Origin of the sequence: Microbacterium sp. Cr-K20, assembly GCF_000708325.1 — a bacterium.
GTDB lineage: Bacteria > Actinomycetota > Actinomycetes > Actinomycetales > Microbacteriaceae > Microbacterium.
In genome coordinates, this window is the sequence record NZ_JARE01000044.1 from 1 (window position 1) to 25,267 (window position 25,267).

Here is a 25,267-nt window from a genome sequence, read left to right on the forward strand (position 1 = left end):
CCACCCGCGACGGGCAACGACAAGCCGGCGGCCGGTACGTCGAACTCCACGACCACGAACACGAGCACGAGCACGACCCCGGAGAAGGCGGCGGTCGCGGCCACGGTTCCGACGGCTCCGACCGGCCTCTCCCACGAGATCGACGGAACGACGCTCTCCCTCGCCTGGACGGCTCCGGCCGACGGCGGCTCCGCGCTCACCGGCTACAAGCTGGTCCTGAACGAGGGCACGCCGATCGCCCTTCCGGCAGATGCCACCGAGTACGAGATCGAACTCGGTGAGGGCACGTACGACCTCACGCTGATCGCGACGAACGCCGTGGGCGACTCTCCGGCGTCCGAGTCGATCGCGGGCGTGGAGATCGCCGGCGAGGAGACGGAGACGGCGAAGACCGCTGCGACCGTCACCGCCGAAGCGCCCGTGGAAGCCGGGATCCCCCTGGCGGCGCCGCTGACGCTCGGCGGCATCGTCGTCGTCGCCGGCGGGCTGCTCACCTGGTGGTGGCTGCGTCGTCGCTCCAGCGCGACAGCGACCGTCCCGGCCGCGGCATCCGACGACGGCACCCCCATCCTCTGACCCGATCACGCACACGCACCGAGAACAGGAAACCTTCATCATGTCCAGAACAGCACGAGGCAGACGTCTCGCCGCGGGGTCCGTCATCGCGGCGCTCGTCGCGGGCGGAGCCGCGGGTCTCACGGCCCTCCCGGCAGCAGCCGCCCCGGTCCCCACCCCGACGTTCGACTACTTCGCCGACACCATCCCGGGCCTCCGCGCCGGCTCGGTTTTCGAGTCCGTGACGTTCGAGCGGTTCGAGAGCCTCCTCAACAGCGACGGCACCTACGCGTTCCTCCTCGGCGGTCCGAGCGATCCCACCACCGTCGCCACCGCGGCGCAGATCGACCAGGTCGCTCAGCAGTACGGCGTCGACGCGATCTACACGTTCGATCCGCTGCTGGACGGCGCCTCCGTCGACATCCGGACGTTCGTCACTGGGGTCACCGGCGAGGCCGCGGGCGCGCTCTACACGCGCCTCGTCGACGGGTACCTGAATAAGGACACGACCCCCGAGTTCGGCGCAGGCACCGACCCCTACCTCTTCGTCTACGACGGCGACCGCCGCGTGGAGGGCGTCGAGGACCGCATCGTCTCGTCGCTCGGCGGCAGTGAGGACACCACCTCGGCCGCGACGGACGGCTACCGCCAAAGGGTGGCATCGGTGTTCGAGGCCGTCGCCGTGAACGGCCAGGCGACGCTGGACACCCAGTCGCAGTACGAGTTCTTCTCGACCGCGGTCAACTCCCGCCACCGCGCGGCGTACAGCACCAACCTCACCGCGTACGGCGAGACCATCTTCGCGGACGCCGACGCCGATGACTTCGTGCTGCAGTCGATCACGTACCCGGAGCTCGTCGACCTGCTCGAGTCGGACGGGGAGCACACGATCCTGTTCGGCGGCACCTGGTGCCACAACACCCGCGCCGTGATCCGCGCCGTGAACCACAAGGCCGCGGAGTCCGGCGTGCAGACCGTGTACGTGTTCGACCTGCGCCTCGACGGCTGGAGCGGGGCGAACGCGCACATCCGCGACACCAACTCGTCGATCGCGCACCTTTACGGCGACCTGGTGCAGAAGCACCTCCCGAACCTGCAGACCCAGTACGTCCTGAACGGCAGTGCCGGCCAGCGGGTCGAGTACCACCCGGGCGGCGACACCGCGGCGGAGAAGGTGGCAGCCCGCAAGCTGCAGGTCCCGTACCTCTTCGACTACGACGGCTCCGCCACGGCCGCCCCCATCACGAAGAACTGGATCCAGGACAACGGTGAGGCGGGCTTCCGCGAGTACATGACCGAGTGGTGGTGGATCTCCGACCTGCAGGGTCCCGCGAAGCGGCCGAACCAGACCGATGAGCAGTACGAGGCCGGTCGCCTCACGAACCTCGCGTTCGCCGATGAGGCGCTCGCGAAGCTCGATCAGTTCTTCGGACTCGGGGTCGAGCCCGTGGTGACCGCTCCCGCGGCGCCGTCGGCTCCGACGGTGACCGCTGTGGGCGATGCCGTCACGGTCAGCTGGGCCGCCCCGGTATCCGACGGCGGATCGCCGCTCACCGGATACTCCGTCACGCTCGGTGCCACCACCGTCGACATCGCGGTGGGCGTCACCAGCCACACCTTCACCGGGGTCCCGGTGGGCACCCACTCGGCGTCGGTGACGGCGCGGAACGAGATCGGGAGCTCGCCCGCTTCCGCCACCGCCTCCGTCACCGTGGGCGGCGACCAGCCCGGCGAAGGCGAGCCGGGCGGCGGCGAGGAGGGGGAGCTCCCCGAGGCGGGAGACGCCTCCGTCACCGTGACCGGCGACCTGCGCCCCGGCGGCGAGATCAGGGTGCAAGGAGAAGGGCTCGACCCCGACTCCGACGCCGTGCGCGTCGAGCTGCACTCCGTTCCCACCGTCCTCGGCAGCACGACCGCCGCGGCCGACGGCACGTTCGCGCTGAACGCCACGATCCCGGCATCCGTCCCGGCCGGTGGCCACGCGGTCGTCGTGTTCGTCGACGGCGTCGAGGTGGCTCGCACCTCCGTGACGCTGGGCGCATCGGGGCTGGCCAACACGGGAGCTGATGCCGGGCTGCTGATCGCCGGCGGCGTGACCGCCCTGGTCCTGCTCGGTGCCGGCGGTCTGCTGGTGGCTCGCCGGCGAGCGGCGTCGGCATCCTGACGCACGCACGTCGCATCCGGACGCCCCTTCCCTCCCGCGGGGGAAGGGGCGTCCGGCGCATCCCGCGTGCGAGCACGCGGATACGATGTACTCCGTGACCACCGTCGACCCCACGCTGCCGCTGTCGCCCTATCGGGAGATCGGCCGCGCGGAATGGGCCCGGCTCGCCGCCGGACTCGAGCAGCCCCTCACCGAGACCGAGGTCGTGGAGCTGCGCGGCATCGGTGACCGGCTCTCCCTCACCGAGGTGCGCGAGGTCTACCTGCCGCTGAGTCGCCTGCTCAGCCTCTACGCGACCGCCACCAAGCGTCTGGGGGCGGCCACGTCGTCGTTCCTCCAGGAGGACGACACGACCACCCCGTTCGTCGTCGGCGTCGCCGGGTCGGTCGCGGTCGGCAAGTCGACCATCGCGCGCCTGCTGCGCGAGCTCATGAGCCGTTGGCCCGGCACTCCGCGCGTCGAGCTGGTCACCACCGACGGCTTCCTCTACCCGAACGCCGAACTCGAGCGCCGCGGGATCATGGATCGCAAGGGCTTCCCGGAGTCGTACGACCGCCGCGCGCTGATCGAGTTCCTCACGAACGTCAAGAGCGGCGCGACCGAGGTGCGCGCTCCCTTCTATTCGCACATGCGCTACGACATCGTGCCCGACGCCAACGTCGTCGTCCGTCGTCCCGATGTGGTCATCGTCGAGGGCCTCAATGTCCTGCAGCCGCCGCCCGCGCCGAACGACGTCGCCGTGAGTGACCTCTTCGACTTCTCGATCTTCGTGGACGCGGACACCTCGCACATCGAGAAGTGGTACGTCGACCGCTTCCTCGCCCTCCGCCAGGCCGCGTTCGCCAACCCGTCGTCCTACTTCAACGTGTTCGCGCACCTCACGGACGAGGAGGCGATCACCACGGCACTCGGATATTGGAATGAGATCAACATGCCCAACCTCGTCGAGAACGTGATGCCGACGCGGCACCGTGCGCGACTGGTGCTGCGCAAGGGCGCGGATCACGACGTGGAGAGCGTGCTGCTGCGCAAACTCTGAGCGCCGTTCGGGTCGGGAGAATGTACGGACGACTCGCAAAAAACCCGCCTTACTCTTGATCCCATGTGTGGAATCGTCGGATACGTGGGCCCGCGCCCCAGCCAGGACATCCTTCTCGCCGGTCTTGCCCGCCTCGAGTACCGCGGCTATGACTCCGCGGGCGTCGCCGTGATCGACGGGGACGGTTCGCTCGGCATGCGCAAGAAGGCGGGCAAGCTCGCCATGCTGCGCGACTCGCTCGCCGACGCGCCGCTGCCCGACGGGTCGACCGGCATCGGTCACACCCGCTGGGCGACGCACGGTGGACCGACCGACGTCAACGCGCACCCGCACCTGGCCGACGATGACAAGCTCGCCGTGATCCACAACGGCATCATCGAGAACTTCTCGGCCCTGCGGGAGGAACTGCTCGCCGATGGCGTGGTGTTCCGCAGCGAGACCGACACCGAGGTCGCGGCGGCCCTGCTCGGGCGTGAGTACGCGGGCAACGGCGGCAACCTGCAGCTGGCCTTCCGCAGCGTCGTGAACCGTCTCGAGGGCGCGTTCACCCTGCTGGCGATGCACCAGGACCACCCCGGTCTCGTGGTCGGCGCCCGCCGCAACTCCCCGCTCGTGATCGGACTCGGCGAGGGTGAGAACTTCCTCGGCTCCGATGTCGCCGCCTTCATCGAATACACCCGCAAGGCGCTGTCGATCGGACAGGACCAGATCGTCTCGATCACGCCGGAGGCCGTCACGGTCACCGACTTCGCCGGCACGCCCGTCGAGGCCGAGCCGTTCGACGTGTCGTGGGATGCCGCCGCCGCCGAGAAGGGCGGATGGTCGAGCTTCATGGCCAAGGAGGTCTCGGAGCAGCCCGAGGCCGTCGCGAACACGATCCGCGGACGCATCCAGGACGGCCAGGTCGTCATCCCCGAGCTCGACGGACTCGACGAGCTGTTCGTCGGCATCAACCGTGTCATCATCACCGCCTGCGGCACGGCGTCGTATGCCGCGCTCGTCGGCAAGTACGCGATCGAGCAGTGGGCACGCGTCGCCGTCGACGTCGAGCTCGCGCACGAGTTCCGCTACCGCGACCCGGTGATCGGCGCCGACACCCTCGTCGTTTCGATCAGCCAGTCCGGCGAGACCATGGACACTCTGATGGCCGTGAAGTATGCCCGCGAGCGCGGCGCACGCACGCTGTCGGTCTGCAACACGCAGGGCGCCACGATTCCCCGCGAGTCGGATGCCGTCGTCTACACCCATGCCGGCCCCGAGGTCGCCGTCGCGTCGACCAAGGCGTTCTCGGCGCAGATCACCGCACTGCTGCTGCTCGGCCTGCACATGGGCCGTGTGCGCGGAGCGATCGCCGACGCGTCGACCGACGTCGCCGAGCTCGCAGCTCTCCCGGAGAAGATCGCGAAGGTCCTCGAGAGCGAGCAGGAGCACGTGACGCAGCTCGCCGGCTGGATGGCGGACACCCGCTCGGTGCTGTTCCTCGGTCGCCACGTGGGCTACCCGATCGCGCTCGAGGGTGCGCTCAAGCTCAAGGAGATCTCGTACATCCACGCCGAGGGCTTCGCCGCCGGCGAGCTCAAGCACGGGCCGATCGCGCTCATCGAACCGGGACAGCCGGTGTTCGTGCTGGTGCCGTCGCCGCGTCACTCCGCGCTCGTGCACTCGAAGGTCGTCTCGAACATCCAGGAGATCCGCGCTCGCGGCGCCCGGGTGATCGTGATCGCCGAAGAGGGCGACGCGGCCGTGCTGCCGTTCGCCGACGAGGTCATCCACATCCCGCTGGCCGGCGCGATGTTCGAGCCGCTGCTCGCCGTCGTCCCGCTGCAGATCTTCGCGATGGCACTCGCCACCGCCAAGGGACTCGACGTCGACCAGCCCCGCAACCTCGCGAAGTCGGTCACGGTCGAGTAGTCCCGTCTTCACGTCGCACGAATGGCCTTGTTTCCACGGAGACGAGGCCATTCGCACGATTCCGATGCGACGCATGCTCGCTAGGCTGAACGGGTGATCATCGGCACCGGCATCGACCTCGTGGACATCCCGCGATTCGAACGGACGATGACCCGAACGCCCCGCCTCAGGGAGCGGCTCTTCGCCCCCTCCGAGCGCACGCTGCGCCTTCCCTCGCTCGCCGCGAGATACGCCGCCAAAGAGGCGCTCATCAAGGCGCTGGGCGGTTCCGACGGCGTGCACTGGACCGAGATCGAGATCGCCTCCGAGCCGTCGGGACGCCCGCACTTCGTGCTCACCGGTTCGACCGCCGCGGTCGTCGAGGAGCGCGGCATACGTACTCTGCATCTGACCCTCACCCATGACGCCGGCCTGGCCGCGGCGTTCGTCGTCGCCGAAGGAGCCCCGCTGTGACCGTCCCCTTCCGCGAGGCGACCATCGATCTCGACGCGATCGCCGACAACGTGCGGCACTTCCGCCGACTCACGGGCGTCGAGGTCATCGCCGTCGTCAAGGCCAACGCCTACGGGCACGGCGCCGCGGCCACCGCTGTGGCCGCGCTCTCGGCTGGCGCCACGCGCCTCGGCGTCGCCGAGATCCCCGAGGCGCTCGAACTGCGCAGGCAGGGCGTGCACGCCCCCCTCATGGCGTGGCTGCACGCACCGGGGGAGAGGTTCGAGCACGCGGCCGCGCAGGACATCGAGATCGGCATCTCCTCGTTCGACCAGCTCGAAGCGGCTGCGGCGGCGGCCACGGTCGACCGGCCGGTGGGCGTGCACCTGAAGTTCGAGACCGGGCTGTCGCGCAACGGCATCGCCCCGGCCGACTGGGGGCGTGTGCTCGCCGAGGCCGCGCGCCTCGAACGCATCGGACGGCTGCGCATCGTCGGGCTGTTCAGCCACCTCTCGAACACCTCGGCGGACGACGACAGGGCGGCGCTCGCGAAGTTCGAGGAGGGTGTCGCCGCGGCCGCATCCTTCGGCATCCACCCGGAGATCCGCCACATCGCCGCGACAGCCGCCGCCATCGACCTGCCCGAGATGCGACTCGACGCCGTGCGCATCGGGGTCGGCCTGTTCGGCCTGTCCCCCTTCGACGACCGCAGTTCCGCCGAACTCGGGCTGCGACCCGCCATGACCCTCCGCGGAGCGATCGCCGCCGTGCGCAGAGTGCCGGCGGGCACGGGTGTCTCCTATGGCTACGACCACCGCACCGACCGCGACACGACGCTGGTCCTCGTCCCGCTCGGATACGCCGACGGTGTGCCGCGGAATGCCTCGGGGCGACTCCCCGTCTCGATCGCCGGACGCCGCTTCGTGAACGTCGGGCGGATCGCGATGGATCAGTTCGTCGTCGACGTCGGCGACACCCCGGTCTCGATCGGCGACGAGGTCGTGCTCTTCGGCGACCCCACGCTCGGCGTGCCCTCCGCCGCCGATTGGGCTGTGGCCGCCGAAACCATCAACTACGAGATCGTCACGCGCATCGGTCCCCGCGTCCCCCGGCGGGCATCATGAGCGTCGACCCGGCCTTCCTCGGCCGGCGGGAGATCGCGACGACCGAGGCGATGGAGCAGCTGGGCCTCCGCATCGGCGAGCAGCTGGAGGCGGGCGACCTGCTCATCCTCACCGGCCCTCTCGGCGCCGGGAAGACCACCTTCACCCGCGGCCTCGCCGAGGGGCTCGGGGTGCGCGGACCCGTGCAGAGTCCGACTTTCGTGATCGCGCGCACGCATCCGTCGCTCACCGGCCGGGCTCCGCTCGTGCACGTCGACGCCTACCGCCTGGGCTCCGCTGCGGAGCTCGACGACCTCGATCTGGACCTGGAACATTCGGTGGTCGTGATCGAGTGGGGACGCGGCATGGCCGAAGAGCTCGCCGATTCGTGGTGGGACATCGAGCTCGAGCGGCCGGTCGGCGCCTCCGACCTCGACCCCGCAGAGCTCGACCCCGCAGAGCTCGACGCCGACGCTCCGCGGATCGTCACGATCGTGCGCGAGGGCATCACGTGACGGCGGCTGTGCGCCCGCCGCTCGTCGCCGTCATCATCGAAGACGACCCCGGTGTGCGCTCGCTCCTGGACGAGGTGTTCCTCGCCGCCGGTTTCGAGACCCACCTCGCCGGTTCCGGGCCGGAGGGCATCGCCGCGATCGAGGAACACCAGCCGGTGATCACGACCCTCGACATCAATCTCCCCGGCATCGACGGGTTCGAGGTCGCGAGACGCATCCGCCGGGTGAGCGACACGTTCGTCATCATGCTGTCCGCGCTCTCCGACGAGTCGGACGTGGTCCTCGGGCTCACCTCCGGTGCGGACGAGTACCTCGTGAAGCCGTTCCGGCCGCGAGAGCTGCGCGCGCGGATCGAGGCGCTCCTCCGGCGCCCCCGGATCGTCGACACGCGCCCGGACCCGACGCCGGCCCCCGCCGTCGTGCACGAGCCGGGGACGGAAGGCGCCACCGTCTTGACCTGGCGGGGCCTGGTGCACCGCGACCTCAGCGTCGACCTCGACACGCGGCTCGTGCTGATCGGGCAGAAGCGGATCGACCTCACACCCACCGAGTTCGACCTGCTCGCCGACATCCTCGGTGCGAAGCAGCGGGTGCGCAGCAAGGCGGATCTCGCGCGCGGGCTGCGCGGCGCACCCGAAGGCTCGAACGATTACGTGAGCGAGCCGGACAAGCGCGCGATAGAGACGCACATCGCGAATCTGCGTCGCAAACTCGGCGACAGCTCTGCGCGACCGCGCTACATCGAGACAGTCCGCGGCGTGGGCTATCGCCTCGCTCCCGCCGATGACACGGCGACCTGACTGGGGCGGGGCCGCGGCTCCCCAGCCGCGGCCCCGGTGCCTGCGAATCCCCATTCGCGTGGCCCCAGCGTCTGCGTTGTTCCCCAGTCGCAGTGTCGGCCCCACTCAGAATGCTAGGGCTGCGGGGACGCCTGAAGAGCTGGCACCCGCGATCTTTGAGTAATCTTGCGGTAAAGCTGAGGTTCTTGGGGGAGGGCGAGCGTCGATGATCCGTACCGTGTCGATCTGGCGCTGGCAATTGGTCTTCACCGGCAGCATGGTGGCGATCGTCGTGATGGTCGCAGCCTTCAAGCCGCAGACTCTCGGCATACCCTTCTTCCTCGCGGGGATCACGCTGATCGTCGTCACGACCATCGCGACGCTGCTCGTCCCGTGGCACCGCCTCCCACCGAACGCGGTGATCGTCGTGCCGTTCCTCGACGCGCTCGCGGTGGGCTTGACCACCAACGCTCCCGACCTGCGGCTCGGGTTCCTGTGGGTCTTCCCGGTCGTGTGGCTGGCGTCATACTTCACCATGCCGTGGGTGGTGGGAGGCATCGCCTTCATCGGCCTCTGTCTGGTGGTGTTCTCCGATCGCACCGGCACGCCGGCCGACGTTCTGCTGCGCGTGCTCACCGCGATCATCACGCTGGGCTTCCTCGGGGTGACGGTCCGCATCGGGGCGCAGCGGGCGCGTGCCTCCCGGCGGCTCCTCCAGCGTCGCTCCGAGCAGATCAACCGCGCCGCGGAGCGTGCCGAGACCAATCAGCATCGGGTGACGCAGATCATCGATGCGCTCGGGGTGGCCCTCGTCGTGGTCACGGCGGAGGGACGCATCCTGCAGATGAACGATGCCTACCGGGTGCTGTACGGGCGGGATCGCTTCGGAGCCGCACTGCCCACGGCGGCCGTGGAGTACGACGGACGGCGCGGCGCGACCGTGCCCCCCGAGCGCACGACCCTCGCCAGGGCGGCCGCCGGCGAGCAGCTGCAGGACGAGCGCGTCTGGCTCTTCGACGGCACCGGCAAGTGGCGTGCGCTGGAGGTGACGACGCAGACGGTGGCCAGCGCGAAGGCGCGCGACCAGATCACGCTCGTCGTCATCGACGACGTCACGATGCTCCTCGAAGCAGCAGAGGAGCGCCGCGCACTCACCGCGATCGTCTCCCACGAGCTGCGCAATCCCCTCACCGCGATCGTCGGCCACGTCGACCTGCTGCGCGAGCGCGAGGATCTGCCGGGCCGGGTCCCCGCGCAGCTCGAGGTCATCGCCAATGCCGGAGAGCGGATGCAGGAGCTCGTGACGACCATGCTGGACCAGACCGTGCCGCCGACCGAGGACCCGTTCGAGCCTGTGGACCTTCGTCAGATCTTCGAGGCCGCCGCCGCATCCGCTGCGCCGCTGATCGCGGTGAATCGCCAGGTGCTGGAAATCGTCGGCGTGGATGCCCTCATCATCCACGGGGATGCCTTCCGGCTGCGTCAGGTGCTCGACAATCTGCTCAGCAACGCCGTCAAGTACACGCCCTCCGGTGGGCGCATCACGGCCCGGCTGCGGGCGATGGGTGCGCAGGCCGAGCTCGTCCTCTCCGACACGGGCATGGGCATCGCGCCGGATGAGCTGCCCCGGCTGTTCGAACCGTACTTCCGTTCCGACGCCGCCATCCGCGGCGGCATCGCCGGCACCGGTCTCGGCATGGGCATCGCCCGCGAGATCGTGGTCGCCCACGAGGGCGCCATCGAGGTCACGAGCGAGGTGGGGCAGGGCACCACTGTCACACTCCGTTTTCCCCGCCGTCGTAAGAAAGAGGTGCAGGCATGACGCCTCTCGTGCCCGTGAACGTCGACATCACCACGAGCATGGTCGCGGTCGTCACCGTCCTGACGGTGCTGGTGCTCGGCCTCGCCACACTCGCCCGCCCTTCGCGGGCGACGGTGATCTGGGGTGCCGCGTTCGGGCTCGGCATGCTCGGTGCGTACCTCTGGCTCGCGGGGCACCAGAACGACTTCCAACCGCTTCGCAGTGCGGCATCGGCGCTGCTGCTCTGCTTCGAACCGCTGATCTGGATCGGTCTGCGGGTGCACCTCGGACGACGCGCTCCCTGGTGGATCGTCGTGGTGTTCGTGGCCGTCGCTCCCGTGTTGCTCGTCGCGACATCGGACTCGCCCTGGTATCTGTCCGCTTTCAACCTCGTCTTCGTCGGCAGCGGTGTCTTCGCCGGTCTCGTCGCCTACGAGCTGCTGCGCAGGCAGCCGGTCTCGCGGGACATCATTCTCCCGCTCGCCCTGGCGTCCTGCGGCTTCGTGATCGTGTCGGTCGCCAGCGCGATCAGTGCGCTCACGATCGGCACGGCGAGCTCCGCGGAACAGCTGGACGCCCTGCGCGGCATGAACGCCGTCGGCACCATCGTGGTGTCGACCTGCGCGGCCTTCACGCTCGTGCTGCTGGTGCGGGCGGGGGAGTCCCGACCCGCCGAGACGGATGGGGTCGCGCAGCGCGCCCGTCGGCGGCTCCGGAAGGCGGAGGCGCAGAACGACCACGGCTGGTCGATTCTCGAGGTGCGTCTGGACGACCCCGCCGACCTCCGCGAGGCGATGTCGGGCTCGGAGTTCGCACGCATCGTCGATCGCTTCCACGACGACATCCAGGAGGCGCTCCCGCCGCTGGCCGATGCCGAGCGTATCGCCGACGACCGTGCCGTCGTGGTGATCCGTGCGAGCGATGAAGCGGTCAGGTTCCATGTCAGGGCGGTGCTGAGCCGGATCTCCGACATCGACCACGACCGGGCCGTCGGTGGCGTCCGCGCCTCCGCCAGTATCGGTTGGGCCACGGCCGACACCTGCGGCTACGACTACGACGTGCTGGTGGCCGCTGCAGGACGGGCGGCGGCGCGGGCACGAGAGGCCGGTGGCGACCAGTGGAAGCGGGCGGCCGAGGCCGACGCGACGGTCGCCTGAGAGGTCGAGGTCGTCGACGGCGGACGACGATTCTCCGTCCGTATGCGAGTCAGGACGGGCGCGACTCGCGGCCACGGGCGAGGGCGGCGACGATCGCATTCTCGGCATCGGCATCGGCGCCGGTCTCGGCAGCGGCGGACACGTTCTCCGCGACCACGGCCTCGATGATCTCGGTCCGCTGGATGCGCGTCTCTCGCGGCGCCTTCACGCCGATCCGCACGCTGTCGCCCTTGATCTCGAGCAGCGTGATCTCGATGTCGCCGTCGATGCGCACGCTCTCACCGATCCGCCTCGTCAAAACCAGCATTCGTTCAGCCTACTGCCGCGGAGACGGCGCCGATCGACGGGGCCGGGGCGTCACGGACGACACCGACCGTCTCGATGGTGAGCGCGGCGGACGTCGCCTCCGTGTAGGAGAGCACGGGGAGGCCGTCGGTCTGCGCCGACACGAGTCGTCGCACGGCGGGACGCAGTGACGGAGCGCACACCAGCACCGGCTCTCCGCCCTCGCGCACCGAGGAGACGGCCTGCTTCACGGACTCCACGACGGACTCCATGCGCTGCGGGTCGAAGACGATCTGCGTGCCCTCGTCGCCGGGACGCAGGTTCTCGAGCATCGCCTGCTCGAGGAGCGGGTTGATCATCACGACGCGGAGGATGCCCGCGTCGGCGAAGCGCGCGGCGATCGCGGGGCCGAGCGCGGCCCGCGCCGCCTCGATCAGTCCTTCCGGGTCGGTCGATGTCCTGGCCCGCAGCGCGAGCGCCTCATAGATCCGGCTCAGGTCGTTGATCGGCACGCGCTCGGCGAGGAGACCCTGGAGCACGCGCTGGATCTCGGCCAGCGACAGCAGGGCGGGCGTGAGCTCCTCGACGGCGGCCGGGGAGGCCTGCTTGAGGGCGTCGGTGAGCTGACGGACGTCCTCGCGGCTCAGCAGACGCGCGGCGTGGGCGTGGATCACGCTGGAGAGGTGCGTGATGATGACGCTGGCCCGGTCGATGACGGTGGCCCCGGCGAACTCGGCGCTGTGCCGCATCTCCAGGGGGATCCACTTGCCCTCCAGCCCGAACACCGGGTCGAGCGTGGCCGTACCCGGAAGGGACTCCAGGCCCTGTCCGAGGGCCAGCACCGAGCCGATCGGTGCCGTGCCGCGCCCGGTTTCGACCCCGGCGATGCGGATCACATAGGTCGCCTGTGCGAGTTCGATGCTGTCGCGGGTGCGCACGGGCGGGGTGATCAGGCCCAGGTCGAGGGCGATCCGGCGGCGGAGCGCTTTCACGCGCGCCAGGAGGTCGTCCGGGCCGCCCGTGACCAGATCGACGATGTCGGGGGAGAGGAGGATCTCGAGCGGGTGCACCCGCATCTTCTCGATCAGCTCCTCCGGCTGGTCGGTCGGGGCGGCCGTCGGGGTCTGGGCCGCGATCGCCTCCTCCCGCTGTTGGTTCGCCTTGATGCGCTGCGCGACGAGCAGCAGGAGGGCTCCGATCGCGACGAACGGCAGCATCGGCATGTGCGGGATGAGCGACATGATGATCGCGGCGCATCCCGCGATGATGAGCGCGTTGCGGGACTGCCCGAGCTGCGCCGATGCCGCCGTCCCCATCTCGGCCTCGGCCGTGGAGCGGGTGACGATCATGCCGGTCGAGACCGCCATGAGCAGCGCCGGGATCTGCGTGACGAGCCCGTCGCCGATCGTGAGGAGGCTGTAGGTGCTCACGGCCTCGTCGATCGCCATGCCGTGCTGCACGATGCCGATCGCGATGCCGCCGATGAGGTTGATGATGATGATGACGAGGCCGGCGATCGCATCGCCCTTCACGAACTTGGACGCACCGTCCATCGCGCCGTAGAAGTCGGCCTCCGCGGCGACCTCCGCACGGCGCTCGCGGGCCTCGGCATCGGTGATGAGACCGGCGTTGAGGTCGGCGTCGATCGCCATCTGCTTGCCGGGCATGGCGTCGAGCGTGAACCGGGCGCCGACCTCGGCCACGCGCTCCGCGCCCTTGGTGACGACCACGAACTGGATGACGACGAGGATGAGGAACACCACCGCGCCGATGATGAGCGAGCCGCCGACGGCGATCGCCCCGAACGCCTCGATCACCTGACCTGCGTACGCCTCCCCGAGCACCAGTCGTGTCGAGGCGACGTTCAGCCCGAGCCGGAACAGCGTCGCCACCAGCAGCAGCGAGGGGAACACCGAGAAGTCCAGCGGCTTCTTCACGAACATCGACGTGAGCAGGATCACGAGTGCGAACATGATGTTCAGGATGATGAGGATGTCGAGCAGGAACGGCGGCACCGGGACGACGAGCAGCATGATGATGCCGACGACCCCGATGGGCACCATGAGCTTGACGAACAGCTGTCTCATGCGGTCCTCCGGTAGGGAAGGGTGTGGATGCCGCGGGCGGCGCCGCGCCGACGCAGCGCGTCGACGAACACCAGCACGCGCGCGACGGCGTTGTACAGGTCTTCGGGGATCTCCTGGCCGAGCTCGCACGCGGCGTGCAGGGCGCGGGCGAGCGTGATCTCGCGCACGAGCGGCACACCGGCGCGCACGGCCTCGTCACGGATGCGTTCCGCGATCACACCGCTGCCCTTCGCGACGACCTTGGGGGCCGCGCGACCGGGCTCGTACCGGAGGGCGATCGCGATGTGCGTCGGGTTGACGACCACGACATCCGATCCGGCGACCGCGGCGATCATGCGGTTGCGGCTGGCGGCGAGCTGCCGGGACCGCCGCTGCTGACGGATCAGCGGATCGCCCTCGGAGTTCTTGCTCTCGTCGCGGATCTCGCGCTTGGTCATGCGCGTGTGCTTGCGGTTGCGGCGCATCACGACGAACATGTCGATCGCGGCGAGGACAAGACCGACGGCGATCGCGGTCTGCAGCAGGGCGGCCGTGCCCTCGGACGCCGTGCCGAGCAGGCGAGAGATCGAATGGGCGCCGCTGGCGGTGAGCACCGGCATCAGCCCCGCGATGACCACCCAGAGCGCGATGCCGATCGCCGCGGTCTTCAGCAGAGCCTTGGCGCCCTCCCACAGTGCCTGCAGGCCGAACACGCGACGGATGCCGCTGACGATGTTGAACTGCTCGAAGCGCCCGGTGAGCGGTTTCAGATGCACGCCGCCCTGGACGACCGCGCCGATCAGCGTGACGATCGCGACGGCGGCGAGCATCACCGCGATGGTCGGGAGCACGGAGGCGAGGCCACGCTCGAGCGCACCGAGTGCCGCCTCCGGCGTGGGGCTGAACACCAGAGAGGTGACGGTGAGGAGCTGCTCGGTCCCGGCGCCTGCGCCGAGGGCGATCGCCGCGGGCATGGCGATCGCCGCGGCCCCGATGCCGAGCCACGCCGTGAGGTCCTGGCTGCGCGAGAGGCGCCCCTTCTTGCGGGCTTCGTTGAGGTGCTTGTCGGTGGCCTTCTCGCTGCGTTCGCCGGTGTCGGTGCCGCTCACTCATGCACCCCCTGCATCATCTTCAGCGCCTGCCCGGAGAGGGCGTCGACGATGCCGGGGAGCACCGCGTACACGGCACCGGCCAGCAGCAGGGTGAGCAGGATCTTCACCGGGAAGCCCATCGCGAAGGCGTTGAGCGCCGGCGCGACCCGGGTGATCAGTCCGAGCCCGACGTCGGCGAGGAACAGCACCAGCACCAGGGGACCTGCGATCTGCACGGCGGCGAGGACCATCTGCGACACCCCGTCGATGAGGAGTTCGGCGGGCCCGGCCACCTCGAAGATGCCGTCGACCGGCACCGCCTCGAAGCTCCGGGCGAGACCGGCGAGGATCAGCTGATACCCGCCCGAGGCGAACAGCAGCGTCAGCGCGGTGATGTGGAAGAGCCGGGTGAACTGGGCGCCGTTCACGAGCGAGTGCGGGTCGAACGCCTGGGCGAGCTGGAACCCGCCGAAGACGTCGATCAGGCTGCCGGCCGCCTGCAGCGCGGCGAAGCACAGCAGCACGAGGAAGCCGAGCAGGGCTCCCGTGAGCAGCTGCAGCACGAGGGCTCCGAGGAACGGGCCGGTGCCGAGGTTCTCGTAGCCGGGAGCGACGGCCGTGCCCACGGCGAGGGAGAGGCCGATGGCGAGCATCGCCTTCACCCGCACCGGGATGGCGCCGTAGGAGAACGGCGGGGCGATCATGATGAAGGCGGTGATGCGCACAGCGGCGAGCATGGTCGCCTCGAGCCACGCGAAGTCGATGGGGATGAACACGCGGTCACCCGCTCAGCAGGGTGGGGATGCGGGCGAACATCTCGTTCGTGAAGGCGATCATCTCGGCGATCATCCAGTTGCCGGCGATGAGCAGCGCGATGCCGACGGCGACGATCTTCGGCACGAACGACAGCGTCACCTCCTGCACCTGCGTGATGGACTGCAGCAGCGAGATCGCGAAGCCGACCACGAGGGCCGTGACGAGCACCGGGGCGGCCAGCTTCGCGGCGATGATCAGGCCCTGGGTGCCGATGTCGATGACCGCTTCCGGGCTCATCCGACACCCCCGTAACTCTCCAGCAGGGCGCGGATGATGAGGCCCCAGCCGTCGACGAGGATGAACAGCAGGATCTTGAAGGGCAGCGAGATCATGACCGGCGGCAGCATCATCATGCCCATCGACATCAGCGCCGCGGCGACGACGAGGTCGATCACGAGGAACGGCACGAAGATGACGAAGCCGATGATAAAGGCGGCGCGGAGCTCCGAGATCATGAACGCCGGGATGAGGGTGTACATCGGCACGCTCGAGGGATCCTCGGGGTTCGGCTGACCCGCCATCCGGGTCATCAGGGCCAGGTCCTCTTCGCGCGTGAAGCGCAGCATCCACTCCTGCAGCGGCAGCTGGCCCACGTCGATCGCCTGCGTGAAGGTGAGGCTTCCGTCGATGTACGGCTGCACGGCGACCGTGTTGATCTCGGTCAGCACGGGCCACATGATGAACAGCGACAGGAAGAGCGAGAGCCCTGCCAGCACCTGGTTCGGGGGGATCGTGGGCAGCGACAGGGCATTCCTGGTCATCGCCAGCACGACGAAGATCTTCGTGAACGACGACATCATCAGCAGAAGTGCCGGGGCGACCGAGAGTAGCGTGATGCCCAGCAGGGTCAGGATCGAACCCGAGGGGCCGCCGTCGACGCCGTTGATGTCGATCGTGACGCCCTCGCCCGGGTCGTCGGGGGTGACCTCGGCGTGGGCGGCGGTGCCGGTGAGCAATGTGAGCACCGCGACCAGGGCGAAGGCAGCGAGGAGGATCAGTGCGACCCGTCGCAGCGCGCGGCCGTCGACGACCCCACGGGACGCGCTCATCGCGTGCGCCGGATGGCCTCGGCGGTCTGCCGCCAGGTTTCGGGGGAGAGGATGGAGCCGCGCAGGGGATCGTTCCGATGACGCACCCGGCGCTGCGGAGCCGGCCGGGTCGGCGATGCCGCGGTCGTCTCGGTCAGGGCGGTCGCGGCGAGGATGCGGTCGAACTCCGCGGCATCGGATGCGGCGTTCGCGGTGGCCGCCGACCAGTGGGTGTCTGCATCGGGTTGCGCCGCGGCCTTGACCGGCAGCTTGTCGACGACGCTCACGCCGTGCTCGGTGACACCGAGGACGTACCGGGCGTCTTCGGTCTGGACCACGACCACTTGCGCCTTCGGACCCACGCCCTGCCGCCCGAGCACCGTGATGACCTCGCCGTCGCGCCGACGGGCCTGCGTGCGCGCGACGCGGCGCTGCAGGAACCACAGCACCCCGAGCACGGCGGCGAGCGAGAGCACGACCCGCAGGCCGAGCAGGAGGTCGTCCAGGGTCAGGCCTCGACGTTCTCGAGGATGCGGGTGATCCGCACCGCGTAGTCCTGATCGACCACGACCACCTCGCCGTGCGCGATGATGCGGCCGTTGAGCTTGATGTCGGCCGGGGCGCCGGCGGAGCGGTCGAGCTCGACGATGCGGCCGGGTTCGAGGTCGAGCACATCGCGTACCGACATGCGGGTGCGGCCGATCTCGACCGTGAGCTCCATCTCGACGCCGGCGATGCGGTGCAGACGCCGGGTCGAGCTCGATGCCGCCGCCGGAGCGCGGGTGACGACGACGGCGAGGCGGCCGATCGTGCGATCCGCGTCGTCCTGCAGGTCGAAGAGCTGCGCGGTGGGATTCGAGAAGAGCGGAGAGGCATCGCCGATCACGGCATCGCCGAGCGCGCCGGCTCCGAGCGCGGTCGTCGAGGCCTCCAGCGCGTCGCGCAGCCGGTCGGCGAGGGGCGCTCCCGCGAGCCCGTCGACCAGGGTATCGGCGTCGAAGAGCTGCACGGCGAGCTGCGCGCTGGCCTCGCCGACGAAGTGCACGATCACGGCATCGCCGGTGTCTCCGGAGACCTGCGAGGCGCGGGCGGTGACGGGAGCGGCGGTCGGCAACGACGCGGCGAAGGCGGCGGCGACGGCCGACTCGTAGGTGGTGGTGCTGGTCACGCGGGCTCCTCGGCGAAGACGGGATCGGGGACGGTGGTGGCGACGACGCACGCGAGACGGGCGCCGGCACTGCCCACAGCGGCGGTGGCGACGGTCTGATCGCCCACGGCGAACAGCATCGGGCGATCGGCGGAGTGCGGGAAGGAGATGATGTCGCCGACGGCGAGGTCGAGCACCTCACGGGGGAGCACGGCGCGCGGGGCCAGACGCAGCGAGAGCTCGATGGGGGAGACCTCGACCTGGCGTCGGACCAGGCCGGGCGCTGCGGCGCGGTCGGCATCCGAGGTGCGCACGGTGAAGCCGGCGAGCACCGACGCCGGCAGCATGACGCTCACCGGCACCGCCCGACCCGCGAGGCGCATCGAGAAGCGGGCGACGATGACCGGTTCGCCCGATGCGGCGACCTGGGCGAACTGCGAGCTGTACTGGATGCCGCTCACGGTGACACCGGAGGGGAGCAGCCCGTCCAGCGAGCCGGTCAGGTGGTCGAGCGCGTCGACGATGAGGGAGCGGATCAGTGCCTGCTCGATCGGGGTGAACGTGCGGTCCTCCGAGGTCGCGGACGCTCGTCCTCCCACCATCTGCACGATCCAGGTCGTGGCGGCGGAGGTCGGCAGCTGCACGATGAGCCGCTCGTCGGAGTCGGGCAGCGCGCACACGATCAGGGTCGTCGTGGTCGGCAGCGAGGCGGCGTACTCGCCGTAGGTCAGCATCCCGACATGCTCGACGGCGATGGTGGCACGCACGTGGATCTTGGCCGAGAGCTGCGCCGACCACTGCCGGGAGAACGTCTCGAAGGCCAGCTCGAGGGCGCGGGTGTGCTCGCGCGAGAGGGTCGCCGAACGGCCGAAGTCGTACACCTCGACTTCGGCGGTCTTCGTCGCCGTCGCTGTGCGCACGTCGGAGCGCACGCTGTCCTCGATCACCACGAACCCGACTATCGGGTGGTGATCGACGTGCGTTAGGCGGGAACGGTCAGGAGGCCGGCTGCGCAGCCTGTGCTTCGGGGATGAGTGCTCGCACCTCCTCCTTCGCGTCGGAGAGGACGACGATGTCGACGCGCCGGTTCTGTGCCAGCGCCGCGGGGGAAGAACCGGCCGCGACAGGTCGGGTGTCGCCGAACCCGACCGACTTCAGGTGCGCCGGCGGGAGCCCGGACGCCTCGACGAGGTGCCGCAGCACCTGGGTGGATCGACCGGCCGAGAGCTCCCAGTTCGTGGGGAACGGGGCGACCGATCCGCGGACGTCGGCGTGGCCTTCGACCGAGATCTCGTTCGGGGCGGTCACGAGGACGGAGCCGAGCGCATCGAGCACCAGGACGGCCTTCGAGCTGAGGGTGGTGCTGTTCGTGGTGAAGAACGTCTCGGCGCTGACGAGCCCGATCGTGAGGCCGCGCTCGTCGATGGTGAAGGTGACGTCGGCCTCGAGGCCGTTGTCGGCGAGCACCGTGCGCAGCCGCTCGCGGAGCGCGGAGAGCTCGTCGAACTCGGTCTGCGCCGCGGCCAGCTCGATGTCGGCGAAGTCCTCGCCCTTCTCGTCGACCAGCTCCGGCGGCACCACGACCCCCGTGACGGCATCCACGTCCTCCGAGGGCTCCTGGCCGAAGCCGGTCGCGAGTGACGCGCTGAGAGCCTCGAACTTCTCCTGGTCGACGGTCGACATCGCGAACAGCACGATGAACATGCACATCAGCACGGTCACCATGTCCATGTAGGACGCCATCCACCGCTCGTCCGGACCGCTGTGCTCCTCCTGGGGTACGCGGCGACGGGCCCGGACGCTCACGACGCGGGCTCCGTCTCCGTCTCCTCCGCGGCGCGAGTGCGGGTGCGACGGCCCGAGCGGGCGGAGGGGCGCTCGGACACGAGGGCGCGCAGGCGCTCTCCGACGAACTGCGGCGGGGCGCCGGCCTGGATCGCGAGCATGCCCTCCATGAGCACGGTCATGCGTTCGAGCTCGAGCTCGCCGAGACGCTGGAGGCGTCCGCCGATGGGCAGCCAGATGAAGTTGGCCGACAGGAGACCCCACAGCGTCGCCACGAAGGCCGTCGCGATCATGGGACCGAGGGTGTCCGGCTTGTCGAGCTTCTCCAGCACGTGCGTGAGGGAGACGACCGTGCCGATGATGCCGACGGTCGGGGCGAAGCCGCCGAGGGTCATGTAGAAGCGTGAGGCGGTGCGGTTACGGGCAGCGGTCGAGGTGAGCTCATCCTCCAGCAGGGTTCGCAGGTCTTCGGCGTCCGTGCCGTCGGCGATGCTCTGCAGTGCCTGGCGCAGGAACGGGTCCTTCTCGTCCTCCAGCCCCTGCTCGAGGGCGAGGAGCCCTTCGGCGCGCGCCTTCTCGGCGTAGCCGACCACCGTGTCGATCATGCTCGACGCGGTGCGGCGCTCGCCGCGGAAGGCGCGGGGGAGCGACTTGACCGCATGCAGCGCATCGCGCACTGTGCCGCTCGCGATGCCGACGGCGATCGTGGCTCCGAAGACCAGCACCATCGGGGCGGGGATCAGCAGCGATCCGATGGTCGCGCCTTCGAGGTTGATCATGGCGATCAAAGCGCCGAACGCGAGGACCAGCCCGAGGATGAGGGACGGATCCATCAGAGACCCGCCTCGGGAGTGGGGGAGTCGCCCTCGTTCGCGGCGATGAGGGCGGCGGCGGTAGCGAGCACGCCGGCCCGGAACCGGGTGATCTGCGCGATCACGTCGTCCATCGTCTCGGTGACGACGAACGTCGCACCGTCGACCATGATGAGCGTCGTGTCGGGCGTTGCCTGGACACGTTCGATCAGGTCGGGATTCACCGCGAACCGGGAACGGTTCAGGCGCGTGAGGACGATCATGGGCTCCATCCTGGAAAGATCCGTCCGCGTTCCGGGGAGCGCGGACCCGACGGCCCGTCCTGGGCTGTCGGAGGTGACTGTCGGCTGGTGAGCGTCCGGCGTTAGCGACGGGGCCGGTGGGCGCGGGGAACCGGCGCGTTGGTGCCGCAAACACGAGTAGTCGCTCCGTTACTCGTGGTTAAGGGTGCTAAACCTTAGTTTCGGGTGCACGCGAGTCAGTTCGTGCTGCAGAAGAAATTGCATCTGCAATAATCTGCGTATGAATGCAGATGCTAAATGTGCACTGACCGCGGAGAGCAGCTATGTCGAGCTCGCGGTCGAGGTCTTCTCGATGCTGGCCGACGCCACCAGGATCCGGATCATCCTCGCTCTGCGCGATCAGGAACTGTCCGTGAACCATCTCGCCGACATCGTCGACAAATCGGCTCCCGCCGTCTCCCAGCACTTGGCGAAGCTGCGCTTGGCGCGGATCGTCGTCACGCGTCAGGAGGGCACGAAGGTGTTCTACCGCCTCGCGAACGAGCACGCCCGTCAGCTGGTCGCCGACGCGATCTTTCAGGCCCAGCACACGCTGAGCAACGACCCGGCCCACCACCGCGGCGAACACCCGGCGCCGGAAGACACCCGCTGATGCTGCAGGTCCTCCGCAACGGCACGTACGCGAAGCTCTTCTCGGCGCAGGTGATCGCTCTGCTCGGGACGGGGCTGGTCACCGTGGCGCTGGGCCTGCTCGCTTTCGACATCGCCGGCGACGCCGCCGGTTCCGTGCTCGGCACGGCGCTGACGATCAAGATGGTCGCCTACGTCGGGGTCGCTCCGCTGATCGCCGCGGTCGTCGACCGGCTCCCGAAGAAGGCGGTGCTGATCACCGCAGACGCGGTGCGGTTGGGGATCGCGCTCCTACTCCCGTTCGTCACGGAGGCCTGGCAGATCTACGTGCTGGTGTTCGTGCTGCAGTCCGCGTCGGCCACCTTCACTCCGGCCTTCCAATCCTTGATCCCGTCCGTGCTGCCGGACCCGAAGGACTACACGCGCGCCTTGTCGCTGTCACGTCTGGCCTACGACCTGGAGGCGCTGCTCAGCCCGACGATCGCAGCCCTGCTCCTCACGGCGGTCACCTACAACAACCTCTTCGTCGGCACCGCGATCGGCTTCGCCTGCTCGGCACTCCTCGTCCTCCTCTCGCGCCTTCCCGCCCGCGTCGACGACGGCCCCGCACTGCCGTTCTGGCAGCGGGTGCCGCTGGGTGCGAAGGTCTTCGCGCGCACTCCGACGTTGCGCTTCTTGCTGCTGACGAACGTCGTCGTCGCAGCCGGCACCGCCATCGTCCTGGTGAACTCCGTCGTGTACGCGCGCGGTGTGTTCTGGCTCGGAGAAGAGGCACTCGCGTTCGCCCTCGCCTGTTACGGCATCGGCTCTCTCGTCGTCGCCGTGAACATCCCGTGGGTGGTCGACAGGTTCGGGGTCATCCGGACCATGATCGCGGGGGCGCTCGCCATCGTGGCCGGGCTGATCGCCGCCGTGCTCGTGACGGCATACGCGTCGGCCGACGGCAGCGGCTGGTTCGTGCTGCTCGGCACCTGGGTCGTGCTGGGTATGGGCACGTCTCTGGTGAACACCCCGTCGTCGAGGCTGCTCGCCGACGCCTCCACCCCGCAGAACCGGAACCTCGTCTACACGGCGCAGTTCGCGCTCTCGCACGCCTGCTTCCTGATCACCTACCCCATCGCCGGCTGGCTGGGGGCGGCGAGCTTGACCGCCGCCGCCGTCGCACTCGCCGTGATCGCCCTCGTGGCCGGAGCGGTGGCCGTGACGTATGCGCGCCGGGCATTGGCGCCTCGCGACCCCACCCGTATCCGGGCCGACGCCTCCGGTCGGAGCTAGCACCGACATCTCGAGGGCGCCGCTGATGATGCCGCCCAGGCCATCGGCCGGTGGCCGGTGTGCATCCGATGTCAGCGGTGGCGGCGCTGGTCGCGTGCGAGCCCGGGATCGTGGCGCAGACTTACAGTTGCGCTCAACTGTAAGTCTGCGCCACAGTGCGCGCATGTCCCAGACCAGCCCGCACACTCCAGGTGAAGTCGCGAAGTCGGTTCCGGGCAGGGCCGCCCCCGGCCGGTCTTTTCTGCGTCGGCCTGCCCGGTAGCGAGGACCATCTGACTTCGGCCGCCACGTTCAGTGAGCGATTTGATTTTCAGCCGTTGGTCGGAATCGGCGAACTCGGAGCGACAGCGGCGCTGCTGACGCCTGCACAGGATCTCGGTGTGAGCTGGCATCAGGACGCGCTCCGCATGGCCGTCGACGCTTCCGACGGTTATGCCTACAAGGTTCAGCTCGTGGGTGAGGCCACGTGGGCGGCAGCGGGATCGCCGGACGCCGGCGCGCAGATCACTCCTACCCACGTCTCGGACGCACTTCCGAATGTCGCCGGGCGGATGCAAACGCTGTTCGCCACTCGTTGGCGCTCCGCATCGGTCAAGCAGCGTGAGTTCATGATTGCTCTCGCCGAACTCGGTGGCATCAATGTGAAGCGAGAAGACGTCGCCGAGCGGCTCGGCGTGGGGAGTATGTCCCTCGGCGTACCGCGCGACAAGCTGCTGCAGAGGGGGCTCATCGAGGCATCCAGCCATGGGCGACTCTCGTTCACCCTCCCCGGCTTTGCTGCGTACGCGCTCGATCAGAGCTAACGTCCAGTACCGGGGAAGCCTTGGTTGCCCGCCGGAAAGCACCCCGGGAGGGCTCCCCGCGATCACGCGGAGAACCCTCCCGGGGAAGCAGCGAGCGGCCGCGACTCAGCGCTTGAGGTTCGTGAGCTCCTGCAGCACTTCGTCGCTCGTGGTGATGATGCGGGCGTTCGCCTGGAAGCCGCGCTGCGCGACGATCAGGTTGGTGAACTCCTGCGACAGGTCGACGTTCGACATCTCGAGGGCGCCGCTGATGATGCCGCCCAGGCCGTCGGTTCCGGCCTCGCCCAGCGTCGGCTGGCCGGAGTTGCCGCTGGGACGGAACTGCGAGGACCCGGTCTTCTCGAGTCCGCCCGGGTTCACGAAGCCGGCCAGCGCGATGCGCGCGAGCACCTCGGTGTCGCCGTTGCTGAACGTGCCCACGAGGCTGCCGTCGTTCGTCAGGGCATAGGAGCTCAGGGTGCCGGCCGGCTTGCCGTTCTGCTCCTTGATGGCGATGTCGCTGACGTCGGCGAAGCCGGTGACCGCAGAGAGGTCGACCGTGATGCCGCCGGACACGATCGACGAGGCACCGGCCTGCTTGCCGTCGGTGAAGGCCAGCGGGGTGCGCGCGCCGGCAGCGTCGGTGACGTCCCAGCCGGCGGTCGTGCGGGTGAAGGTGAGACGCATCGAGGTCTCCGTGCCCTGCGCGTCGTAGGTCTTGATGTCGCGCACGAGCGTGTCGCCGACGGCCGCGCCCGAAGGCAGGTTGCCGGTCACTCGCGCGGTGGTCGTCGCGGCGGCCGGGCTCAGAGCGCCAACGGGGAGCGTGATGTCGCCGATGCCCTGACCGGGGACGATGGCTCCACCGCGCGCGGTCCAGCCCTGCACGAGCGCACCGTCGGCCGAGACCAGCTTGCCGCTCGCATCGAACGAGAAGCCGCCGTTGCGGGTGTACAGCGTCTCTCCGCCGGAGCGCACCACGAAGAAGCCGTCGCCGGCGATCATGAGGTCGGTGGGGACGCCGGTGGGCTGCGGTGCCCCCGACGCGAAGTTGGTGCTGATGCCGGCGACCTGCACGCCGAGACCGACCTGGGCGGGGTTCTGACCGCCGAGGTTCGTCTGCGGCATCATCGAGTTGCGCAGCAGCTGCGACAGCGAATCCTGGAACTGCACGGCCGAGGCCTTGAAGCCCGTCGTGTTGACGTTGGCGATGTTGTTGCCCGTGACGTCGAGCATGGTCTGGTGCGAGCGCAGGCCCGAGATTCCGGCGAAGAGGGAGCGGAGCATGGTGGTGCCTTTCTGGGTGCGGGGCTGATCAGGATTTGGGGACGAGGGAGACGCCGGAGACGGCGTCGAGGGGGATGGATGCTTCGCCGATGGTCACGAGCGGCACGGCGCCCGCATAGGAGACCGAGGTGACGATGCCCTTCTGCGTGACACCGTCGGCATCGACGTACTGGGCTTCGTGGCCGATGAGCGCGGCGGCGGTCTGCCGCATGCTGAGCGCGAAGCTCTCGGTCGAGGTGGCCGACAGCGCGGTCAGCTGCTCCATGGACGCGAGCTGCGTGGTCTGCGAGATCATCTCGTTCGTGTTCATGGGAGAGCTGGGGTCCTGGTTGGTCAGCTGCGTCACCAGCAGCTTCAGGAACACCTCCGAGTCGAGCGTCTTCTTGCGTTCGACCGGAGGCGTGGTGCTTCCGGTCTGCACGCCGGTGGGCGGGATGGTGCCGGTGATGGGGTCGACCGTGGTCATGGGGTTCCTCTCGGATCAGGCGAAGACATCGATGCCGCCGAGCGGCGAGACGAGGGGGACAAATGGTGCGCCGTCCGGTGCGGAGGGGACGACGGCCGG

The 25,267-nt window shown here is 69.4% G+C and carries 27 protein-coding genes; 13 read left to right on the plus strand and 14 right to left on the minus strand.

All coding sequences use genetic code 11. From position 1 onward, the window contains the following. The 10 genes from GZ67_RS20785 to GZ67_RS0107635 all read left to right on the plus strand — a co-directional run. A partial coding sequence (locus tag GZ67_RS20785; RefSeq protein ID WP_036330234.1) for a fibronectin type III domain-containing protein occupies positions 1-576 on the plus strand: 576 nt, incomplete at its 5' end. A gap of 40 nt (positions 577-616) precedes the next feature. After that, on the plus strand, positions 617-2,719 hold the full coding sequence (locus GZ67_RS0107595) for a fibronectin type III domain-containing protein (RefSeq protein WP_029261113.1): 2,103 nt from the start codon (positions 617-619) through the stop codon (positions 2,717-2,719). A gap of 85 nt (positions 2,720-2,804) precedes the next feature. Next, entirely contained in the window at positions 2,805-3,758 is a 954-nt protein-coding gene (gene coaA, locus GZ67_RS0107600; protein ID WP_029261112.1) for a type I pantothenate kinase, read from the plus strand. A 63-nt stretch (positions 3,759-3,821) separates the two neighbouring features. Continuing rightward, complete coding sequence (glmS, locus tag GZ67_RS0107605; protein WP_029261111.1) at positions 3,822-5,669, plus strand: glutamine--fructose-6-phosphate transaminase (isomerizing); 1,848 nt, start codon at positions 3,822-3,824, stop codon at positions 5,667-5,669. 93 nt (positions 5,670-5,762) lie between these two features. Next, entirely contained in the window at positions 5,763-6,122 is a 360-nt protein-coding gene (locus GZ67_RS0107610) for a holo-ACP synthase (RefSeq protein ID WP_029261110.1), read from the plus strand. Further along, on the plus strand, positions 6,119-7,225 hold the full coding sequence (alr, locus tag GZ67_RS0107615; RefSeq protein WP_029261109.1) for an alanine racemase: 1,107 nt from the start codon (positions 6,119-6,121) through the stop codon (positions 7,223-7,225). The genes GZ67_RS0107610 and alr overlap by 4 nt, the downstream gene beginning before the upstream one ends. Then, positions 7,222-7,719, plus strand: coding sequence for a tRNA (adenosine(37)-N6)-threonylcarbamoyltransferase complex ATPase subunit type 1 TsaE (gene tsaE, locus GZ67_RS0107620; RefSeq protein ID WP_029261108.1), 498 nt, complete (start codon positions 7,222-7,224; stop codon positions 7,717-7,719). The genes alr and tsaE overlap by 4 nt, the downstream gene beginning before the upstream one ends. Continuing rightward, entirely contained in the window at positions 7,716-8,519 is an 804-nt protein-coding gene (locus tag GZ67_RS0107625) for a response regulator transcription factor (protein ID WP_029261107.1), read from the plus strand. The genes tsaE and GZ67_RS0107625 overlap by 4 nt, the downstream gene beginning before the upstream one ends. A 205-nt stretch (positions 8,520-8,724) precedes the next feature. Continuing rightward, positions 8,725-10,320, plus strand: coding sequence for a sensor histidine kinase (locus tag GZ67_RS0107630; protein WP_029261106.1), 1,596 nt, complete (start codon positions 8,725-8,727; stop codon positions 10,318-10,320). Then, on the plus strand, positions 10,317-11,456 hold the full coding sequence (locus GZ67_RS0107635) for a hypothetical protein (protein WP_029261105.1): 1,140 nt from the start codon (positions 10,317-10,319) through the stop codon (positions 11,454-11,456). The genes GZ67_RS0107630 and GZ67_RS0107635 overlap by 4 nt, the downstream gene beginning before the upstream one ends. Before the next feature lie 49 nt (positions 11,457-11,505). Here GZ67_RS0107635 and csrA read toward each other — a convergent pair whose 3' ends face one another. From csrA to GZ67_RS0107695, 12 genes are read right to left on the minus strand one after another with little or no spacing between them, the layout of a single operon-like run. Beyond that, on the minus strand, positions 11,506-11,763 hold the full coding sequence (csrA, locus tag GZ67_RS0107640; RefSeq protein ID WP_029261104.1) for a carbon storage regulator CsrA: 258 nt from the start codon (positions 11,761-11,763) through the stop codon (positions 11,506-11,508). A gap of 4 nt (positions 11,764-11,767) precedes the next feature. Beyond that, positions 11,768-13,828 carry a flagellar biosynthesis protein FlhA gene (locus GZ67_RS0107645; RefSeq protein WP_029261103.1) on the minus strand — a complete coding sequence of 687 codons (2,061 nt, stop codon included), beginning with the start codon at positions 13,826-13,828 and terminating at the stop codon, positions 11,768-11,770. After that, positions 13,825-14,916: an EscU/YscU/HrcU family type III secretion system export apparatus switch protein gene (locus GZ67_RS0107650; RefSeq protein WP_029261102.1), complete on the minus strand. Its 1,092-nt coding sequence runs from the start codon at positions 14,914-14,916 to the stop codon at positions 13,825-13,827. The genes GZ67_RS0107645 and GZ67_RS0107650 overlap by 4 nt, the downstream gene beginning before the upstream one ends. Then, positions 14,913-15,674: a flagellar biosynthetic protein FliR gene (locus GZ67_RS0107655; protein ID WP_029261101.1), complete on the minus strand. Its 762-nt coding sequence runs from the start codon at positions 15,672-15,674 to the stop codon at positions 14,913-14,915. The genes GZ67_RS0107650 and GZ67_RS0107655 overlap by 4 nt, the downstream gene beginning before the upstream one ends. Positions 15,675-15,678: 4 nt before the next feature. Further along, on the minus strand, positions 15,679-15,951 hold the full coding sequence (fliQ, locus tag GZ67_RS0107660) for a flagellar biosynthesis protein FliQ (RefSeq protein ID WP_029261100.1): 273 nt from the start codon (positions 15,949-15,951) through the stop codon (positions 15,679-15,681). Beyond that, positions 15,948-16,763 carry a flagellar type III secretion system pore protein FliP gene (fliP, locus tag GZ67_RS0107665; RefSeq protein ID WP_029261099.1) on the minus strand — a complete coding sequence of 272 codons (816 nt, stop codon included), beginning with the start codon at positions 16,761-16,763 and terminating at the stop codon, positions 15,948-15,950. The genes fliQ and fliP overlap by 4 nt, the downstream gene beginning before the upstream one ends. After that, positions 16,760-17,218 carry a FliO/MopB family protein gene (locus GZ67_RS0107670; protein WP_231481733.1) on the minus strand — a complete coding sequence of 153 codons (459 nt, stop codon included), beginning with the start codon at positions 17,216-17,218 and terminating at the stop codon, positions 16,760-16,762. The genes fliP and GZ67_RS0107670 overlap by 4 nt, the downstream gene beginning before the upstream one ends. A 32-nt stretch (positions 17,219-17,250) precedes the next feature. After that, entirely contained in the window at positions 17,251-17,910 is a 660-nt protein-coding gene (gene fliN, locus GZ67_RS0107675; RefSeq protein WP_029261098.1) for a flagellar motor switch protein FliN, read from the minus strand. Then, positions 17,907-18,839: a flagellar motor switch protein FliM gene (locus tag GZ67_RS0107680; protein WP_029273843.1), complete on the minus strand. Its 933-nt coding sequence runs from the start codon at positions 18,837-18,839 to the stop codon at positions 17,907-17,909. The genes fliN and GZ67_RS0107680 overlap by 4 nt, the downstream gene beginning before the upstream one ends. A gap of 46 nt (positions 18,840-18,885) precedes the next feature. After that, on the minus strand, positions 18,886-19,695 hold the full coding sequence (locus GZ67_RS0107685; protein WP_029261096.1) for an OmpA/MotB family protein: 810 nt from the start codon (positions 19,693-19,695) through the stop codon (positions 18,886-18,888). Next, positions 19,692-20,507: a motility protein A gene (locus GZ67_RS0107690; RefSeq protein ID WP_029261095.1), complete on the minus strand. Its 816-nt coding sequence runs from the start codon at positions 20,505-20,507 to the stop codon at positions 19,692-19,694. The genes GZ67_RS0107685 and GZ67_RS0107690 overlap by 4 nt, the downstream gene beginning before the upstream one ends. Next, positions 20,507-20,749 carry a flagellar FlbD family protein gene (locus tag GZ67_RS0107695; protein ID WP_029261094.1) on the minus strand — a complete coding sequence of 81 codons (243 nt, stop codon included), beginning with the start codon at positions 20,747-20,749 and terminating at the stop codon, positions 20,507-20,509. The genes GZ67_RS0107690 and GZ67_RS0107695 overlap by 1 nt, the downstream gene beginning before the upstream one ends. Before the next feature lie 259 nt (positions 20,750-21,008). On the opposite strand from GZ67_RS0107695, the gene GZ67_RS0107700 reads away from it, so the two are divergent. The 3 genes from GZ67_RS0107700 to GZ67_RS0107710 all read left to right on the plus strand — a co-directional run bounded on the left by GZ67_RS0107700 (position 21,009) and on the right by GZ67_RS0107710 (position 23,436). Further along, a complete protein-coding gene (locus tag GZ67_RS0107700) occupies positions 21,009-21,380 on the plus strand; it encodes an ArsR/SmtB family transcription factor (protein ID WP_029261093.1) in 372 nt (123 codons plus the stop codon). Further along, the gene (locus tag GZ67_RS0107705) at positions 21,380-22,633 is read left to right on the plus strand and encodes an MFS transporter (RefSeq protein ID WP_029261092.1); all 1,254 of its coding nucleotides are present in this window, start codon (positions 21,380-21,382) and stop codon (positions 22,631-22,633) included. Before GZ67_RS0107700 ends, GZ67_RS0107705 begins: the two co-directional genes overlap by 1 nt. Before the next feature lie 191 nt (positions 22,634-22,824). Then, positions 22,825-23,436, plus strand: coding sequence for a hypothetical protein (locus GZ67_RS0107710; RefSeq protein WP_136025818.1), 612 nt, complete (start codon positions 22,825-22,827; stop codon positions 23,434-23,436). 105 nt (positions 23,437-23,541) lie between these two features. Here GZ67_RS0107710 and GZ67_RS0107715 read toward each other — a convergent pair whose 3' ends face one another. Continuing rightward, positions 23,542-24,702 carry a flagellar hook protein FlgE gene (locus tag GZ67_RS0107715; RefSeq protein ID WP_029261090.1) on the minus strand — a complete coding sequence of 387 codons (1,161 nt, stop codon included), beginning with the start codon at positions 24,700-24,702 and terminating at the stop codon, positions 23,542-23,544. Positions 24,703-24,730: 28 nt separating this feature from the next. Continuing rightward, positions 24,731-25,168 (minus strand): flagellar hook assembly protein FlgD, encoded by a 438-nt coding sequence (locus tag GZ67_RS0107720; protein WP_029261089.1) that lies wholly within the window; start codon positions 25,166-25,168, stop codon positions 24,731-24,733. Positions 25,169-25,267: the final 99 nt, after the last annotated feature.

Excerpts from the sequence above, each read along its gene's own strand:
- GZ67_RS0107700 (WP_029261093.1), top strand. The coding sequence starts at position 21,009 with ATGAATGCAGATGCTAAATGTGCACTGACCGCGGAGAGCAGCTATGTC.
- tsaE (WP_029261108.1), top strand. The coding sequence starts at position 7,222 with ATGAGCGTCGACCCGGCCTTCCTCGGCCGGCGGGAGATCGCGACGACC.
- csrA (WP_029261104.1), bottom strand. The coding sequence starts at position 11,763 with ATGCTGGTTTTGACGAGGCGGATCGGTGAGAGCGTGCGCATCGACGGC.
- GZ67_RS0107635 (WP_029261105.1), top strand. The coding sequence starts at position 10,317 with ATGACGCCTCTCGTGCCCGTGAACGTCGACATCACCACGAGCATGGTC.
- GZ67_RS0107690 (WP_029261095.1), bottom strand. The coding sequence starts at position 20,507 with ATGGATCCGTCCCTCATCCTCGGGCTGGTCCTCGCGTTCGGCGCTTTG.
- GZ67_RS0107720 (WP_029261089.1), bottom strand. The coding sequence starts at position 25,168 with ATGACCACGGTCGACCCCATCACCGGCACCATCCCGCCCACCGGCGTG.
- GZ67_RS0107645 (WP_029261103.1), bottom strand. The coding sequence starts at position 13,828 with ATGAGACAGCTGTTCGTCAAGCTCATGGTGCCCATCGGGGTCGTCGGC.
- GZ67_RS0107630 (WP_029261106.1), top strand. The coding sequence starts at position 8,725 with ATGATCCGTACCGTGTCGATCTGGCGCTGGCAATTGGTCTTCACCGGC.
- GZ67_RS0107695 (WP_029261094.1), bottom strand. The coding sequence starts at position 20,749 with ATGATCGTCCTCACGCGCCTGAACCGTTCCCGGTTCGCGGTGAATCCC.
- GZ67_RS0107595 (WP_029261113.1), top strand. The coding sequence starts at position 617 with ATGTCCAGAACAGCACGAGGCAGACGTCTCGCCGCGGGGTCCGTCATC.
- GZ67_RS0107705 (WP_029261092.1), top strand. The coding sequence starts at position 21,380 with ATGCTGCAGGTCCTCCGCAACGGCACGTACGCGAAGCTCTTCTCGGCG.
- glmS (WP_029261111.1), top strand. The coding sequence starts at position 3,822 with ATGTGTGGAATCGTCGGATACGTGGGCCCGCGCCCCAGCCAGGACATC.
- coaA (WP_029261112.1), top strand. The coding sequence starts at position 2,805 with ATGTACTCCGTGACCACCGTCGACCCCACGCTGCCGCTGTCGCCCTAT.
- GZ67_RS0107715 (WP_029261090.1), bottom strand. The coding sequence starts at position 24,702 with ATGCTCCGCTCCCTCTTCGCCGGAATCTCGGGCCTGCGCTCGCACCAG.
- fliQ (WP_029261100.1), bottom strand. The coding sequence starts at position 15,951 with ATGAGCCCGGAAGCGGTCATCGACATCGGCACCCAGGGCCTGATCATC.
- fliP (WP_029261099.1), bottom strand. The coding sequence starts at position 16,763 with ATGAGCGCGTCCCGTGGGGTCGTCGACGGCCGCGCGCTGCGACGGGTC.